Source organism: Flavobacterium sp. 22659, assembly GCF_052044235.1.
In the GTDB taxonomy this organism is placed as follows: Bacteria; Bacteroidota; Bacteroidia; order Flavobacteriales; family Flavobacteriaceae; genus Flavobacterium; species Flavobacterium johnsoniae.
On sequence record NZ_JBQEMU010000014.1, the window covers coordinates 75739 to 94949 of the forward strand.

Below are 19211 nucleotides of genomic sequence, written 5' to 3' on the forward strand. Positions count from 1 at the left end.
CGATTTTTTACTTTATATTAAATAACTATCTTGTCTGATATATTCTCTTCACTCAATTGATACTCGTACCAGGCTTTGTTTGATATTTCTAATGCCAGGGCTTTTACAGTAGGGTTTAAAAAGAATGTTTCTAAGTTTATCTTTACGCCCAGCGTTTTGTTAATTCCTCCAATAATCATCATTGCTTTAATACTGTTACCGCCCAGAGCAAAAAAGTTGTCGTTTACTCCTATTTTGTCTATATCCAGAACTCGTTTCCAGACTTCAATAAGTTTAAACTCTTCTTCGGTATCAGGAGCTTTATATTCTTCTCTGATTAAATCAGTATCATCTACATCCGGAAGAGCTTTTCTATCTACTTTATCGTTTGTTGTTAAAGGGATAACATCTAATTGTACATAGTAGGCAGGTATCATGTAATTTGGCAGCATTTTGCTTAGATTTTCGGTCAAAATCTTCTTATCAAGCTCATAATCTGAAACATAATAAGCCACTAAACATTTTTCACCTTTAATTTCTTTAACAAGAACTACAGAATGTTTAATTCCTTCCTGAGATAACAGCTGTTTTTCGATTTCTCCTAATTCTATTCTGTAGCCTCGAATTTTTACCTGACCATCTATTCTTCCCATAAATTCAATATTCCCGTCTGGTAACCAGCGTGCCAAATCGCCTGTTTTATAAATTTTTTGACCAGATTTAAATGGATTTTCAATGAATTTTTCGTTTGTAAGCTCTTCATTATTCAAATATCCATTAGAAAGGCTTTCTCCCGAAATACATAACTCTCCTATTACGCCAACAGGCTGCATGTTAAGTTTATCGTTTAATATATAAACCTGGACATTTGATATTGGTTTTCCAATAGGAACATTTTTATCTGTTTTCGACTGACAATCATAATAAGTAGCCACTACTGTATTTTCTGTAGGTCCGTAATTATTATAGATTTTCAGATTGCTTTCTTTTGAATAAACTAAAGCTTCCCCGCCTGTTAGTAATTTGGTCTCTAACCCTGATACATTTTCTTCTATTATATCCTGACAAATTTTTGAAGGAATGTAAGAATGGGTAATCTTATTTGTTTTTAAGAAAGAAACCAGATTTTCTATTTGAAATCTTGTCTCATCATCCTGAATAGGATACAATGAAGCACCAGAGATTAAATAAGGGAAGATTTCCCAAACTGATGCATCAAAAGCAACTCCTGCATACAATGTACCTCGGCTCTGAGCATTGACTTCATATGTCTTAGTATGCCAAAAACATAAATTAACCAGACTTTTGTTTGATATCATTACTCCTTTTGGTGTACCTGTAGATCCTGATGTATAAATTACATAAGCTAAATCATCACTAGATCTGTCAATATTTAATTTGACTGCCGATAAATTTTCTTTGTTTAAATTAAAATCGTTTATAATTTGCTGATCTATTAATACTTTGGCTTTTGTTTCTTCGACAATAGTATTTATTCTATTTTCAGGATAATTGACATCTAAAGGAACATAAGCCGCGCCTATTTTTAAGACTGCTAAAATTGATACAATCAGATATTCGCTTCTTTCTAGTTTAATTGCCGCCAGATCTCCTTTTTTAATAGCTGAGTGAGCTGTTAAAAACCCGGCCATTTTATCTGTCAGATTATCTAATTCACGATAAGTCAGAATACAATCTTCAAAAGATACTGCAATGTTATCAGGAGCTTTTTTAACTTGTTCCTCAAACAATTCAATTACTGTTTTATCTTTTGGAAATGCTGATTCAGTATCATTGAAATCTACTAATATCTTGTGTTTTTCATCTTCTGTTAAATAGACTACATCACCTAATTTTACATCATCCTCTTTACTGAATTGTTCTACTATATTGATAAAATGCTGCGAAATATTTTTTATCGCTTCTTTTTCAAAGACTTCTGAATTATAGCTGAAATCTATCTTTAATTCAGAATTTGATGGATTTACAATAATCGTAAAGTCATAATTTGTTTGTTCAAAGGTTTTTACTTCTTCTACATTTATGCTTTGTCTATCTTGATGTTCTTCAGAAGTATCAGCTGCAGTTTCCTGAACAAAATAGTTTTCAAAAACCATTAAATTTTTAATCAGTTCTACTCCTAAAATACTTTGAGACTGAACATCAGACAAATTCATGTAATGATGTGAGACACTTTTTATAGCTTCTGATTGAAGTTGTTTTAACAATGCTTTTGGAGTATCATTATTAGTATATTTCAATCTTACCGGTATTGTATTTATAAATAGTCCAACGATTTCTTCGACTCCGGATAATTCTCCCGGACGACCAGAAACTACAGACCCAAAAACAACATCTTGTGTATTATTATATCTTGATAATAAATAGCCCCAGACTCCTTGAACGAAAGTGTTAACTGTTATGCCAATCTCCTGACATAACTGACTGATTCTTTGATAGAGTTCTCCATTTATATCAAAATTAAAATGTTTAACTTCGAATTTTAGCGGCTGTTTTTTCTTAAACGGAATATCTATGATTGTTTCCAATCCGTCTAAATAATTTTTCCAGTAGTTTAATGATTCTTCTTTATCTACTTTTGACAGCCATTTTATGTACTCTGAATATTTTACAGGTTTAGGCTGATCTATCGACTTATTAGATGAAATGGCATCTATAATATTTCCAAAATCATTAATCAAAATACTCATACACCAGCCATCCATCAAAATATGGTGGTGACTCCAGATGAATACGAAATGATCGTCTTCGAGCTCCAAAACTTTCAATCTCATTAGTGAAGGTTCTTCAAAATTAAATCCAGATGCTCTGTCTTCTTTTTTCCTTCTTTCTATGAAATTTTCAATAGTCTCATTATCATTTTTTACAACTTTTTCGTGTGAGAAATGACCTTCTGCAGATTTATAAACAACCTGCAATGGCAATTCTGCAAGATTATTGACAAAAGCTGTTCTTAAAACTGAGTATCTTGAGATTAGTTCATTAAAAGCTTTTCTAACAGATTCAATAGATAATCCTTTTGCATTTAAGCTGTAAGACATCTGCTCAAAATACATTGGACTGGTTTTGTCTACTAACCAATGATAGTATAAACCTTGCTGCAACGGAGATAACTCGTAAACATCTTCAATGTTATTGTCTTTATTTAGCTGTACTAATTCTTCATAAGACAAATTACTATAAGTCAAATCCGAAGGTGTAAGCTGAGATTCTTTCGTTTGTGAAAGTTCTGTTATAAGCTTTACAAGTTTATTTTGATAAGCATCTGTAAGTCTGTCTATTGTTTCTTGTGAATATTTTTTTGCAGAGTACCCAATATTAATATTCAGTTCACCTGCTACCATCATTCCTGAAACATCTAATAAAATAGTACTTTGGCTATTTTTAATATCTATAGATGAACCAATGCTCTCTCCTGCAAATTCAAATATGGTTTCATTATCAGACTCTCCGGAATTTGAACCAAAATCTCCAAGGTAGTTGAATTGAACACTTGGAAGTAAAGAAGATTCAAAAGGCGCATCCAGATAATTTAAAATACCATAACCTATCCCTTTATTTGGAATTTTACGCAATGATTCTTTAACAGAAACCAATGCATTATTTCCTGACACATTTAAAACAAATGGGTAAATACTTGTAAACCAGCCAACCGTACGACCAATATCTACTCCATCAATAATTTCTTCACGGCCATGACCTTCCATTTTTACTGCAGTCTTGCTAACATCAAAAACTTCTTGTATCGCCTGACCTAGTCCCGTTAAAAGGATATCATTTATTTCTGTATTGTATACATTATGAACCTGTGTCTGCAGTTTTTCTGTTATTAATCGATCTAATACAAAACCTTTTTTTGTATCTATACTAACTGTTTCAGATTCTTGATCATAGTCTGTAGATAATACTGGTACTTGTTCTTTACTGATTTCTTCCCAATATTTTCTTTGTAACTGCATCTCTCTGCTCTTTGCAAAATCTTTCTGCAAGGATGCCCAGCGCTGAAATGAATCTGTTTTTGATGGTAATTTAACTTCGCTGTCTGACTTATAAGAATCATACAGATTTGATAAATCTTCTAACAAAATACGCCATGATACGCCATCGACAACTAAATGCTGAATTATTAAAGCCAGTCTGTCTCCGTCAGACATTCTAAAATGCCCCACATGAACCAAAACTCCTGAGCTGATATCAAATGAAGACTGAAGCTCATTTCCTAGTTTGTTTAAAGCAGATAATTGATCTGATTCTTCTCTTAAATCATAAAAATTAATTTTATAATGAACATCTGAAGCATCTTCATTAAACTGTTCCCAGCTCGTATTTGTTTGTTTATAAACCATTCGCAAAGCATCATGATGTTTTACTAAAGAAGCAATTGAACGCTCTAGTACAGATGGTTCCAGCTCTTCTTTACTTTTTAACAGTACTGACTGATTGTAATGATTTTTGTTTGGTATGGTTTCGGTTTCAAAAAAGTAATGCTGAATTGGCGTTAATTCAACTTTACCTGTTGTTTCGATTTGCTCGATATTATTTGTAATTGTTACAACAAATCGAGCCAGATCTTCTAATACTGGATTTCGTAATATATTATCAATCTTCAATACATAACCGCGTTGTTTTAATTTAGAAATAATCAGGATAGATTTAATAGAATCACCTCCCAGATTATAAAAGTTGTCTTTTACTCCAATTTTTTCATACTTTAAAACTTCTGTCCAGACTTCTACTAATGCTTTTTCTTCTTCATTTCTTGGCGCTGTATATTCAGTTTTAATTAAATCACTTTCAATAACTCCAGGAAGTAATTTTCTATCAACTTTACCATTTCCGGTTAAAGGAATGGCATCCATAGCTACAAAGAAATTTGGAACCATATACTCTGGCAGCTGCTGCTGGATATAGCTGCGAAGTGATGCTTTATCTACTTCAGTATCTGAAACATAATAGGCAACTAAAATTTTATCTCCATTTAATTCGCAGGTATCTACTACAAACTGTCTGATATCGCTTGAATATCCCAATAAAACAGCTTCTATTTCGCCCAATTCTATACGATGGCCTCTAATTTTTACCTGATTATCGATTCTGCCTATGTATTCAATATTTCCATCTGTCTGCCATCTGCCAAGATCTCCAGTTTTATAAAGTCTTTCTTCTGGGTTAAACGGATTTACTATAAATCTTTCAGCAGTAAGTTCCGGGCGATTTAGATATCCTCTTGCTAAACCTGAACCGCCAATATACATTTCGCCAATAACTCCTGCCGGAACTATATTTTTAAATTCATCCAGAATTAAACAGCTTAGTGTTGGTATTGGTTTACCAATATTTGACTGTCCTAAATCAATTTCTTTTTTTCCTATTTCTTTGTAAGTTACATGCACAGTAGTTTCTGTAATACCATACATGTTTATCAATTTAGCATCAGGATATTTATTGTGCCAGCTGGAAAGCATTGCCGGATTTAAAGCCTCACCGCCAAAAATTATATATCTAAGTTTTAAATCTCTTTTTGGGCAGACTTTTTCGCACTCTATAAAATTATAAAATGCAAGAGGTGTCTGATTTAATATAGTTACAGATTCGTTGTAGATTAATTCTACAAATCCTGGAGTATTTTGAGCTAATTCTTTAGAAACTACCACTAATTTTCCTCCATAAAGTAAGGCACCGTAAATTTCCCAAACAGAAAAATCAAAACTGTAAGAGTGAAACATAGTCCAGACATCATCTTCATTAAAATCAAATAAAGGTTTGTCTGTAAAAAATAATCGCACAACGTTTTTATGTTCTAATAATGAACCCTTCGGATTACCCGTTGTTCCAGAAGTATAAATTACATAAGCAAGATTATTAGATTTTATATACTGATCTAAATTAGCTTTTGAATATTTATTTTTTTCTGAACTAAATTTTTCTAATTCAGCTTCATCAATAATAACTTTACAATTACTATCTTTTTCGATATACTCTTTTCTGCTTTCAGGATAACTTGGATCAATAGGCACATAAGCTCCTCCTGATTTTAAAACAGCTAAAATTGAAACTATTAATTTTTCGCTTCTGTCTAATTTTATGCCTAATAAATCATCTGGCTGAATGTTGTATTTCTCTCTTAAATAATGCCCAAGCTGATTGGCTTGTTTATTAAGTTCTGAATAAGTAAGTTTTGTGTTTTCAAAAACTAATGCAGTATTATTCGGAGTTTTGGCAGCCTGTTCTTCAAATAAATCTACTATGGTTTTTTCTTTAGGATACCCTACTTCGATATCATTAAAATCAACTAAAATCTGCTGTTTTTCTTTGTTAGATAAATAATCAGCAGCCATTATTTCATTTTCAGGCTTATCAATTAATAATAAAAGTAGTTTCTCAAAATGAATAAATAGATTTTCTATAAAAAGCTTGTCATAAATATCTGTATTGTACTCAATGCTTAATAACAAATTCTCAGTTTCCATAAAAGCAAAGATCAAATCAAACTGCGCTTTTGTATGCGTTACTTTTTGATCCTCAATTACAATTCCTGATAACTTTTCGTTCTCAAAATTGTTAAGTTTTGACTGGTTTTGCAGTACAACCACAATATCAAACAAAGCCGATCTGCTGCTGTCGCGTTTCATTTCAAGTTTATCTACAAGTTCATCAAATGCATATTTTTGATGCTCATAACCGTCTAATATCAACTGTTTTTCATGACGCAGTAAATCCAGGAAAGTAAAACCTTCGCCTATTCTTGTTCGTAAAGCCAGAGTATTTAGATAAAGTCCTATTTGATTCTCTAAATCAGAATGATCTCTTCCTGCAATTGGAGAACCAATAATAATATCATTTTGTCCTGTATATCTTTTTAACAAGGCATTGACTCCTGCCATCAATGTCATAAATAAAGTGGCATCTTGTTTTTGAGAAAAAGCGTTTAATTTTTCAGTAAACTCTTTAGAAAACTGATAATTTAAATAATTCCCATTATAAGTTTTCACTATAGGTCGTTTCTTAGCACCTGGCAATTCAATTACAGGAAGCGATCCTGAAAATTGGTCCAGCCAATACATTTCAGATTTTTTATAATGTTCTTGCTGTGATTCCTGATTTAACCAGTTTGCATAATCTTTATATTGAATTCTTAATTCTGGTAAGTTTATTTCTTTTTCTTCAACAAGAGAATTGTAAATGGTTAACATTTCTTTGAATAGTACCACAGACGACCATCCATCACTTATAATATGATGCATTGTCATAAAGAAAACATATTCTTTTTCTTCTGATTTAAGTAATGAAATGCGTACCAGCGGCGCTTTCTCTAAATCAAAAGCAACTGCATTTTCTTTAGAAAGATAAGCTTGTATTGCTGTTTCTTTTTCAGTACTAGAACTTAAATCGATATACTTAAGATTAAAATCCAATTCATCAATTGGAGTTATAAACTGGCGCAATTCTCCATTTTCATCAAATTTGAAAGACGTACGCAGCGCTTCATGTCTGTTGATCAAAAAGCGGAATGATTCTTCCAATTTTACAGCATTCAATTCTCCTTTAAATTGAAGAGGCATAGATAGATTATGTGCCAATGAAGCATCTTCGACCTGACTTAGCACCCAAAGTCTATGCTGTGATGTTGTTAATGGATAAGAACTTTGTAAGCCTGCTTTCTCGATTGGACTATACTGCTCTTCTTTTAATTGATTAGATAAAGACTCAATTGTAGGATTTTCAAAAAATACTTTTACAGAAGTGTTTAATCCTAATTCCTTTTTTATTCTATTGATTGCTCTGACAGCCAGCAAACTGTGTCCGCCTAAATCAAAAAAGTTATCTGTTATTCCAACTTTATCAATTTTTAAAACTTCCTGCCAGATAACAGCCAGTTTCTCCTGAGTTTCATTTTGAGGAGCAGCATAATCCTTTGCCGCTAAATCATCTAATGAGACAGTTGGAAGTTTAGTTTTATCAATTTTACCATTTTTAGTTAATGGAAAACTTAACATATGTATAAAAGCAGATGGAAGCATATATTTAGGAAGCTTGTTTAAAAGCTGTTCTTCCATAAAGTTTTTATCAATTTCAGAATCAGATACGTAGTACAAAACAATCATCTGTTTATTTGTATCAGCGATCGCTTTAACACTTTTAACAGCTGGAATTTCAGCCATAATATTCTCTATAGCATCTAATTCTATTCTATGTCCTAGTATTTTAACCTGATTGTCATTTCTGCCAATGAACTCCATAGTTCCGTTAGGCATAAATCTTGCTAAGTCACCCGTTTTATATATTCTTTTTTGATTTGTGATTCCTTCTATTGGTCCATTTAAAAAAGCTTCTTTTGTGCGTTTTTCATCATTAAAGTAACCTCTTCCTACGCATGGACCTGCCAGGTAGATTTCACCTTTAACCCCAACTGGAACTCTTTCTCTATTTTCGTCAAGAATATGAACCTCAAAATTTTGTATAGGCTGTTTCATTACCGGAACAGAATAACTTTGAGGAACTTCCTGCATGAAAAAATGCGACATATCATCAGAAACTTCAGTAGCTCCGTATGTATTTACAATTGGTATCTGCGGGTAAGCATCCAGCCATCTTTTAACCATTGCTTTGGTTAAAGTTTCAGCATTTAAGATCAGTGTATCGAGGTGAAGCGTAATTTCATTATCTTCATTTTCAAGGTAATTGAGAATTTCCAATAAATAAGAAGGCACTAATTCCAGTAATGTAACCTTGTCTTTTGCTATACTGTTTACAAATTCGTTAATCTCAAGAATAGTTTCTTCATCGTATATTACACTAGTTGCTCCTGCTGTTAAAGGTGCAAAAAACTGCCAGACAGAAATATCAAAAGTATGCGGTGCATTTTGTGCTACAACACTTTCTTCATTAATGTTCATTTCTGTAACCTTAGACAGAATATGATTTAACATTCCATAATGTTCAATCATCGCTCCTTTTGGTCTTCCAGTAGAGCCGCTGGTGTAAATTACATAAGCAAGGTCTTCTGCCCCGATTGTAACATTTAACGGAAGATCTGATAGGTCTTTTAAAACAGGTTCAACAGCCTTTAAATCAATAACAGGAATGTCAATAGGTAATCTTTTAAGCTGTTCCAAAACGCTGCTGTCATCTGTAATTACAGCTTTAAGATTTGAATTTTCGATAATATGCTGCAAAGCATCATCACCAAGATTTACAGCAACCGGCACGTAGGCACTTCCTGTTTTCCAAACAGAAAGAATACCGCTTACCATATTAATGGATCTTGAAAGCATTATACCAAAAAGGTCGTCTTTTCCTGCAGAAAATTCATTCTGAATATAACGTGCAAGTTTGTTTGTTTTTTGATCTAATTCTTTATACGTAATGTGTTGCTCTTTGCAGGAAATGGCAATTTTTTCAGCTTGGTTTTTACACTGCTCCGCAAGAAGTTCGATAATGTTTTTATCTAATGAAAAATCAGTTTCCGGCAGATTTATTGTATTTAAAAGCTGCTGTTCTTTATCTCCTCTAAACTCTAATTTGTTTATTGGTTCATATAAATTTTGAAGTATTTCGCTTAATAGTTTATTAAAATTATCTGCAAAAAGATACAACAGATCATTATCTATCATTTCTCCTTTACATACAATCTTTAATGAAGGCGTGTTACTTTTAAAATCAAAAACAAATAAAGTTCCGGCTATATCCAGAATATCGCTGTCAGTATCATTTACAGCTATTCCAAATGGTATTTTATTTTTGAAGTCTTGAAAGTTTAAAAAAGAATCTTTAAATATTTCCAGATCAAAACTATTCTCAATTGATTCCAAAAGAGCTATTTTACCTGTTGAAAAAAGACCTTTAAAATTTTCATTCTTATCTAATTGATGACGCAGAACAAAAAATTCATGGTCATTTTCTATATAATCCTCAAATTGAGACAAACGTGAAATAAAAATAGATGTCTCTTCATACTTTTGAAGCAGAATACTTAAAGTACAAGAATAAAAATTATACATCAATATATCTGATCCATTACAGATTTCCTGAATTCTGGCAACATCATTTACATCCAGGTCTAATTCAATCTGAGAGTTTGTTTTACTCTCAGATTTTATATGTACTCCTTTAAAAAATGTATTCGAATCAGTGTTTTGATTTTCGTTTAAAAATCTATTTAAAAATTCTTCTGTTTTAGCTTTCTTAAGACTCAATACTTTCATAACTCAGGGTAGTTTTTTTAATTTCAGACATTACTTCTTTTAAACATTCTTTTAAAACATCTACAATTTCATCCAATTGTTCCTCGTTAATTACCAATGGCGGCGAAATTTGAATATGATCTCCCAGAACCCCGTCTACAGAACCTCTTCCTGGATAAAGGACTACTCCTTTTTTAATTGCTTTTTCGCCCAGCATTTTTGAAATTCCCATAGAAACCGGAAATGGCTCTTTTGTGCTTTGGTTTTGAACAATTTCAACACCGCATAACAGCCCTTCGCCGCGAACATCACCAACGATTTCGAATTCGTATAATGCTTTTAGTTTTTCCAGAAACAAAGCTCCCATTCTCTTAGCATTACCTATAACATCTTCTCTTTCTAAAATATCCATTACTTTATTTCCAACAGCACAGCCAACCGGATTACAAGCAAAAGTGTAACCGCCAAGAAATGGCGTTTTTGTGTCAATAAAAGGCTGTGTAACATATGCTGAAGCAATTACGGCTGATAAAGGAAAATAACCGCCGCTCATTCCTTTTCCGGCAGCGATAATATCTGGTACAACACCATAATTATCCATACCAAAATTTTTACCTGTTCTTCCAAAACCTGTCAGGATTTCGTCTGTAATAAAAAGGATTCCGTATTTTTTACATATTCTTGAGATTCCTGCAAAATAATTTGCCGGAGGCGGTACTGCACCCATTGCTGAGGCGATTACAGGTTCTGCCACAAAAGCAGCTATTGATTCTGCACCTTCTTCAATAATTGTAGTTTCAAACTCTGCCAGTAAACTTTGAACAAACTGATCTTCATTTAATTCTTCCGGTCTTCTGTAATTGTAAGCCGGAGAAATGTGAGGGAAATTATTAAGCCACTGCTTGTAAAGTTCTCTTCTGATTTTCATTCCTCCTACATCCAGCATAAAAACTGAGTTTCCATGATAAGTATTCCATCTTGAAATTACTTTGTATCGGTTGAAATCTCCTCTTAACTGATGAAATTGTAAAGCAAGTTTAACTGCACTTTCTACCGCTTCAGTCCCGCTCATTACTGTCCACGCTTTGCTAAATCCTGCTGGTGCAAAAGAAACAAGACGATCTAAATAACTTTCGACTACATCTGAGTTAAAAGCGTGTGTTGGCAAAACAGATATTTTAGAAACCTGCTGGTGAATTACATCTGCAATTTCAGTTCTCCCGTGTCCTATATTTGAAACTGCCGAAGATCCTGACGATGCATCTAAATATTTTTTACCATTTTGGTCATATACATATACACCTTTACCGTAATCAATTTTAGGGTAAACTTTATTCATATCCGGGCATACTGCCATAGATTGTATTAAGGATTTAATCATATTGTTTTTATTTAATGGTTAATTAATATCTGTTTGTAATAGTTTAAGGACTGATTTTAGAAATTCTCTTCTAATAGCATTTTGCTTTTCCCCGCTTGTTTTTCTTTTTGATAATTAAAACTGATCTCACGAGTTGTCAGCTTGCTGAATTGTTCTTTAGTATTCGCTATCTGATTCATTACAATTTTGAATCTTTCTATAAATAACACAACCTGATTTTTATCGTATTTATCTGCATTATAAGTTAGTACGCAGGTAACACTAGATTCATTTTCATAAAAATCGAATGACATATTATGAGTAATTGCAGCTTCTTCCTTAAAAATAATACTTGTTTCAAACTCGTTTTCTTCTGTTGATTCTGACTGCATCCAATCCTGAAAATCATGATTTTTATGATAATTATATTTGATATTGAAAACTGCAGCTTCATTTTGTTTATAAAAAGAATCAGCCGTTTTTTTTGCCAATTGAAAATCAGTAAAAAGATTTTCCTTTAACTCTGTTATTCTAAAATTCAAATCGTTGTAAACATCCAGCAGTAATTCGTCGTTACTGATATTGGTAACAAATGGTAAATCCAATTTATGCCATTCATTAGGTGCTTCTTCCGGAATTGAAATATGAAATGCAACCTCATCATTTTCAATATATTTTCGTACTGCCGTTTTTAGAGAAAACAATACTGAAGTAAAAAGATCACCATTGTTTGAATCTGATAATTTTTCTAATCCTTCTTTTAATTCTTCATTAATAGAAAACTGAAACTGAGCTCCTGACTTATCCAATTTTTCAAGAGTTTGTTTTTCAAAAGGAAATACAACATTTGAAAATTCATTTTTGAAAACCGATTTCCAGTAATCACTCATTTCGATTTCTCTTTTATCTTCTTCAGATAGAAAATCAACAAGCTCTAATTTTATTTCTGGTTTGGTTATTAATTGAAAAACCAGTGCTTCAAAATGTGTAAATACTTTTTCGATAAATGATTTTTCGTAGATATCTGTATTGTAATTTATTTCAAGATATAGTCTCTCATTGTCTGAAAATCTAAATGACAAATCAAACTGCGAAGTTTTACGTGTTGAGGCATAAGGTTTAATGTAAAGATCTACCAGTTTTTCATCATCTTCCATATTTAATTTTGTCTGATTATGTAAAACAATCAGGATATCAAATAATAAGGCTTTGCTTCTGTCTCTTTTTAACTGCAGTTTATCAATCAATTCATCAAACGGATAAAGCTGATTTTCGTAAGCTCCCAGAATAACTTCTTTTTCATGCTGTAATAATTCTAAGAAACTGTTTTTTTGATTTATTTTGGTTCTTAGAGCCAGCGTATTTAAATAAAGTCCTATTTGATTTTCTAAATCAGGATGTTCTCTTCCAGCAACCGGAGTTCCTACAACAATATCATTTTCTCCGGTATATTTACTTAACAACGTGTTGATTCCAGCTGTTAATACCATGAACAATGATACATTTTGCTCTGTAGAGAAATCTCTTAACTGTTGCGAAAAACTGTCTGAAAACTCATAACCTAAATAGTCTCCATTATACGTTTTTACTGAAGGTCTTATTTTAGAACCAGGCAGTTCAATAGTTGGAAGATTTCCTGAAAATTGATCTAACCAATATTTCTCTGAAATTTTATATCCTTCTTTTTCAATTTCATTGTTAAGCCAGGCTGCATAATCTTTATACTGAATTCTTAATTCTGGTAAATTCACTTCTCTTTCCTGAATAAGAGCATTGTAGATAGAAACAACTTCTCCAACTAATAATTCAGATGACCAGCCGTCTCCAATAATGTGATGCATTGATATAAAGAATACGAATTTACCTTCAGCTGCTTTTATTAATGAAGCACGAACCAGAGGTGCTTTTTCTAAATCAAATCGAATCGCATTTTCTTTTTCTACATAAGCGGCTAAATTTTCTTCGGTTGTTTCATTAGAGCTGAGATCAACATAATTGATACTAAAATCCAGATCTTCAACAGGCGTTATAAACTGTCTTAATTCTTCATCATCATTAAGTTTGAAAGAAGTTCTTAAACTTTCGTGTCTTTCGATAAGATGAATAAACGATTCCTGGAATTTTGGAATAATCAAATTTCCTTCAAGTCTAAAAACAGTCAGCATATTATAAGCTAAAGAAGCATCTTCAAACTGGCTGATTAACCAAAACTTTTTTTGCGAAGCCGTTACCGGATAAGAATCAGCAGGAGCAATTTTTTCAATAAAGAAAGATTCTGTGTCTTTTCCTTTTAACTGTCCTGATAAGGCATCAATCGTAGGATTGTCAAAAAATGTTTTTACAGAAATATTTAAGCCTATTTCTTTTTTGATTAAGTTAATAATTCTAACAACTAATAAACTGTGTCCGCCAAGATTAAAGAAATTATCAGTTACACCAATTGTTTCTACTTTTAATATTTCCTGCCAGATTTGAACTAATTTTTCTTCTGTTTTATTTCTTGGCCCTACATATTCTTTTCGGATAATGTCTTTCTCAGAAATTTTAGGAAGTGCTTTTCTGTTGATTTTTCCATTCGATGTTAAAGGCAGACTTTCTAAATTCACATAATACGACGGCACCATATATTCTGGCAGTACTTTAGATAGACTGGACTGAATTTCTTTTTTATCTAACTGTGTTTCTGAAACGTAATAAGCAATTAAAAACTTCTCCTCGTTATTTTGTCCTACTGTTACAATAGATTGGCTTATGCCTTCTATTAATGCAAGGTTTCTGCTTATTTCTCCTAATTCGATCCTGTGTCCTCTTATTTTTACCTGATCGTCAAATCGTCCTAAGTATTCGATATCACCATTTGGAAATTGTTTTACTTTATCTCCGGTTTTGTAAAGTTTCGCTTCTGTTTGAAGAAGTGTATCTTTAACAAATTGCGTTTCTGTTAATTGCAGATTATTCAAATAACCATTTGAGACACCATCTCCCCCAATAACCAATTCTCCTTCAACACCTACAGGACATAGTAAAAAGTTCTGGTCTACTACAAATACATTGGTATTCGAGAACGGTCTTCCAATTGGAATACGATCGTATGAATTTTCCAGATCAACAACATGAAGTAATTTCCCAATAGTTGTTTCAGTAGGTCCGTAATGATTAACAATGGTAATAGCAGGCTTTTCGTTTTTGATTTGTTCTACAACATCAACGGTCAGCTCTTCTCCGCCAAAAATGATCATCTTGTTAGGAGACTGGCTTTTTAAGTTTAATGATTTCCAATAACTTGGCACAATTTTAATACAATCGATAGAATGATTTTCATAATATTCCTGAATATAATTTACATCTCTTAAACTGTCTTTCGAAAACAAATGCAGCGTTTTTCCAGTCAGCAAAGAACCAAAAAGAACTGTGTTTCCTAAATCTGTAGCCAATGTTGACATTAAGGCAAAAGAGTCATTCTTTTGTATTTGAATTTTAGATTTTAATCCAAAAACATAATCGTTTATATTTTTATGGCTTACCACTACTCCTTTAGGATTTCCCGTAGATCCTGAAGTATAAATCACATAAGCATTATCTGAAATATTGATTTTTTCAAAAACAAGTTCTTTACTGTTTTCAAATTCTTTTTGTTCGTCTAATGCAATTATATCTGCATTTACATCTTTAAAAATAACAGCATCTAAACTGTTTGTAATAACGAATTTTGCTTTGGTATCCTCAACAATAAAACGGATTCTTTCTAATGGATAATCTGAATCTACAGGAACATACACCGCTCCTATTTTTAAAACAGCCAATAGTCCTGTTATTGCTTTTTCGATATGGCTGTTAAAACAAATTATAATTTTATCTCCTTTTTCAACATTTTGTTCAGAAAGCTGTGCAGCTAATGCATTTACTTCTTTAGATAAATCTGCATAAGTGACGCTTTTATCTTCAAATACTATTGCTGCAGAATGAGGATTACTAATTACTTGTTCCTCAAACAATTCAACAATAGTTTTATCTTTTGGATACTCTACAATCAAATCATTGAAATCAAACAATAACTGTGTTTTTTCGTTTTCTGTCAGATAATCAACTTTATTGACAGCGACATCAGGATTAGCAGTAAACTGGTTTAAAAGAATTTCGAAATGCTGAAACATTCTTTCAATTAAAAACTGATCGTAGATATCTGTATTATAAGTAATTGAAAGGTTTAAGTTTTCTGCTTCGATGAACATAAAGTTCAGGTCAAACTTTGAAAAATTGCTTTCAAAATCAACTGGTTCTATTTTTATACCGCTTAATTCTTCGCTGATATTTAAATTAGCAACCTGGTTTTGGTTTTGTAATACTACTAAAACATCAAATAAAAATGAACGGCTGCTATCCTGAGCTAAATTTAATTTCCATACCAATTCATCAAAAGGATAATCCTGATGCTGATATGAGTTTAATAATAGCTGCTTTTCTTTTAACAATAATGAAGTAAAAGTTTCCTGCTCTTCTAGTTTTGTCCGGATAGCAACAGTATTTAAATAAGGACCAATCTGGTTTTCTAAATCCGGGTGCTCTCTTCCTGCAACCGGCGTTCCAACAATAATATCATCCTGCCCTGAATATCTTGACAAAAGTGTATTTATTCCTGCCATTAAAGTCATGAATAAAGTAACATTTTGAGTTTCTGAAAATGACTTTAATTTTTTAGTAAATTCTGCCGAATAAACGTGTTCTATCTTGTTCCCGTTATTAGTTTTTATTAAAGGGCGTTTTTTAAAACCTGGCAGTTCTAATACTGGCAATTCACCAGAAAATTGATCTAACCAATAGTTTTCAGAAATTTTGTTTTTCTCTAAATGGGTTTCATTTTGTGACCATGCTGCATAGTCTTTAAACTGAATATTTAACCCCTCTAATTCAGTCTGGTTTCCATTTAATAAGCTATTATATGTGCTGATTATTTCTTTAAGCAAAATTAATGATGACCATCCGTCGCCAATAATATGGTGCATTGTAAAATAGAATACATGCTGATTTTCATTTACTTTAATTAAATAAGCTCTTAAAAGTGGTGCTTCTTCTAAATTAAATGGTTCTGCGTTTAAGCTGATTAGGTAAGGTTTAATTTCTTCTAATGAATTAAAATGCGACAAATCCTTTTCAGTAATTTCAAAAGCGGCTTCGTTTACTGGTGTAATATATTGGTGAACTTCTCCATCCTGATTTGATTTGAAAAAAGTTCGCAGGATTTCATGACGTTCAATAATATTTTTAAATGCTTCGTTGAATTTTAACTTGTCAATTTCTCCCTTTAATAAGAAAGCACTAGGCATATTATATGCAATAGAACTGCTTTCTATTTGCGAAACAACCCACATTCTGTATTGTGTTGAAGATAAATTGTAATATTCCTGAGCTTGTACTTGTGGAATAGCCTCGAAAACAGATTTCTTCGATTCTGCGATTAGTTTTGCCTGTTCTTTTAAAACCGGATTAGTAAATAAATCATAAATGCTGAGTTCTACATCAAAATTTTGCTGAATTCTAAGTCTTAATTGAATAAGTTTAATACTGTTTCCTCCTAAAAACAGGTAATTATCTTTTACTCTGATTTTTTCAACATTCAATATTTCTTTCCAGATCTGAATTAGTTTTTGTTCTGTTTCATCAGCTTGAGTTTCATCTTCAGTTTCATTATTATCTGCAGCTAATGTATCGTCGATTATTTTTTTCAGGACAACCGGATCAATTTTACCATTAGCATTAATTGGCACTTCGTCAAGGGCAATAAAACGAGAAGGCACTTCATATTGAGATAAATACTCAAGACAGTGTTTTCTAATGTCGTTTTCATTAACAGCTGCCGATTTATAAAAACATACCAAAATTACATTTAGTAAATCTTGTTGATAGGTAAGGCATTTTACCATATCGACCTCCTTTAATTTCAGGATAGTCTGCTCGATTGTATTAATATCAATACGAACCCCATTAATTTTTACCAAACCATCTTCTCTTCCTGTAACGATAGTATTTCGCTGCGAATCATATTTTCCGTAATCGCCTGTTTTATAAATAATATCTGTTGAAGCAGTTAACGGATTTTGTATAAATTTATCAGCTGTCAGCTCCGGATTTTTGTAATATCCTTTTGTTAAAAATGGCGTTTTTATGTAAATACTTCCTACTTCGCCAATCTTGCAAAGTTTATTTTCTTTATTTAAAATTAATATGGCAGTATTTGAAATTGGCTGTCCAACACAAAACACATCCGATAATTCTCCTTGAAGTTCTTGTTCTATTCTATAAAATGTACTAAGAATTGTAGCTTCTGTAGTTCCGTAGAAATTGATAATTTCTGTGTTGTTTCCGTGGCATTCTCTCCAGTTTACAACATCTTTGTTATATAATTTTTCTCCTGCCAGTAATATGTATTTCAAATCAGGAAATGAAAGATTTTTGTCTTTACCTTCTGAATAAATACTCAAAATCCTGAACAAGGTTGGTACCATGTGAAGCACCGTAATATTATAATTTCTTATCCAGTTTTGCAGTTGAATAATATCTTCTTTCGTTTCAGAATTAATTAAACAAAGTGTGCTTCCGTTAATCAACGCCATAAAAACAGCCTGGATTGAAGCATCAAATGAAAAAGAAGGCAGTAATCCTATTTTATCTGATTCTTTTATACCCAGCTCTTTAGATTCCCAGTGTATAAAATGACTCAGACTTTTATGACAACCCAAAACGGCTTTTGGATTACCGGTTGAACCTGAAGTGAAATAAATATAATTAGGATCATTCTCTCCAAATTCTAAATTTGGATTTTCGTCAGATAAAAGAGTTTTGCTCGTTACATCTACGTATGCTTTATTTGAATAGGCATACAATTTATGTTTTAACGCTCCATGACTATCAATTGATAATGTTATGATAAATGGAATAGAATAATCGAACGAGTCACTGAATTGATGTAACAGCGGAAGATCTTCTGAAGCAGTAATATATACTTTTGGAAGTATTGTGGTATATAATTCTTCCCAATGATTGCGTTTGTACTTTTTATCAATTGGCAGATAAATCGCTCCTGACTTTAAAGCACCAAGTAATGAAATAACCTGTAATCTCGGATCTGAAAAATAAACAGTTGCAATATCATTTCTAGATATGTTATTATTAAGCAAAAGATGCGCCAGCTTATTTGAATATTGATTTAGTTCCTGATATGATATATTTCCTTGATCGCCTTGCAAAGCAATATTGCTGCCTTGGCTTTGTACTACACTTTCAAATACGGTATGAATTATTTTTTTGCTCATTTGTATATATTTTATTTATTAGAAGCATTTTTTATATGTTAGAAACAATCCAAAAATTATATTTGGTTTCCAGTTTTTCCAATGCTGATTCATTTTAAAATAAGCTTCAGGAATTTTGTCTCAGTTCATGATTCAAATGCAATAAACAATTTGATTTATTCAAAAGTAGCAGTAACATAAATCTAAATATTACGGATTTTTCGTAAAATAATTACGGGCTTAAAAATTCAACAAAGAGCTAAATCCCAATAAAATAAGGCATCTACAACTTTAATCTCATTTTCTATTTAATTTTATAGACTACGGAAAAGAGATTTTTTTAAACGTGATGAATTTTAATACAAAAAAAAGGGCTGA

General features: G+C 32.0%; 3 protein-coding genes. All 3 read right to left on the reverse strand.

The features are described 5' to 3' along the window. Positions 1-17: 17 nt before the first annotated feature. The 3 genes from ACTJIW_RS14820 to ACTJIW_RS14830 are packed head-to-tail and all read right to left on the reverse strand — an operon-like array spanning position 18 to position 18854. The gene (locus tag ACTJIW_RS14820) at positions 18-10205 is read right to left on the reverse strand and encodes an amino acid adenylation domain-containing protein (RefSeq protein ID WP_440714798.1); all 10188 of its coding nucleotides are present in this window, start codon (positions 10203-10205) and stop codon (positions 18-20) included. Further along, positions 10186-11565, reverse strand: a complete 1380-nt coding sequence (locus ACTJIW_RS14825; protein WP_440714797.1) for an aminotransferase family protein — start codon at positions 11563-11565, stop codon at positions 10186-10188. The genes ACTJIW_RS14820 and ACTJIW_RS14825 overlap by 20 nt, the downstream gene beginning before the upstream one ends. Before the next feature lie 56 nt (positions 11566-11621). Further along, the gene (locus ACTJIW_RS14830) at positions 11622-18854 is read right to left on the reverse strand and encodes an amino acid adenylation domain-containing protein (RefSeq protein WP_440714796.1); all 7233 of its coding nucleotides are present in this window, start codon (positions 18852-18854) and stop codon (positions 11622-11624) included. Between the last annotated feature and the right edge of the window lie 357 nt (positions 18855-19211).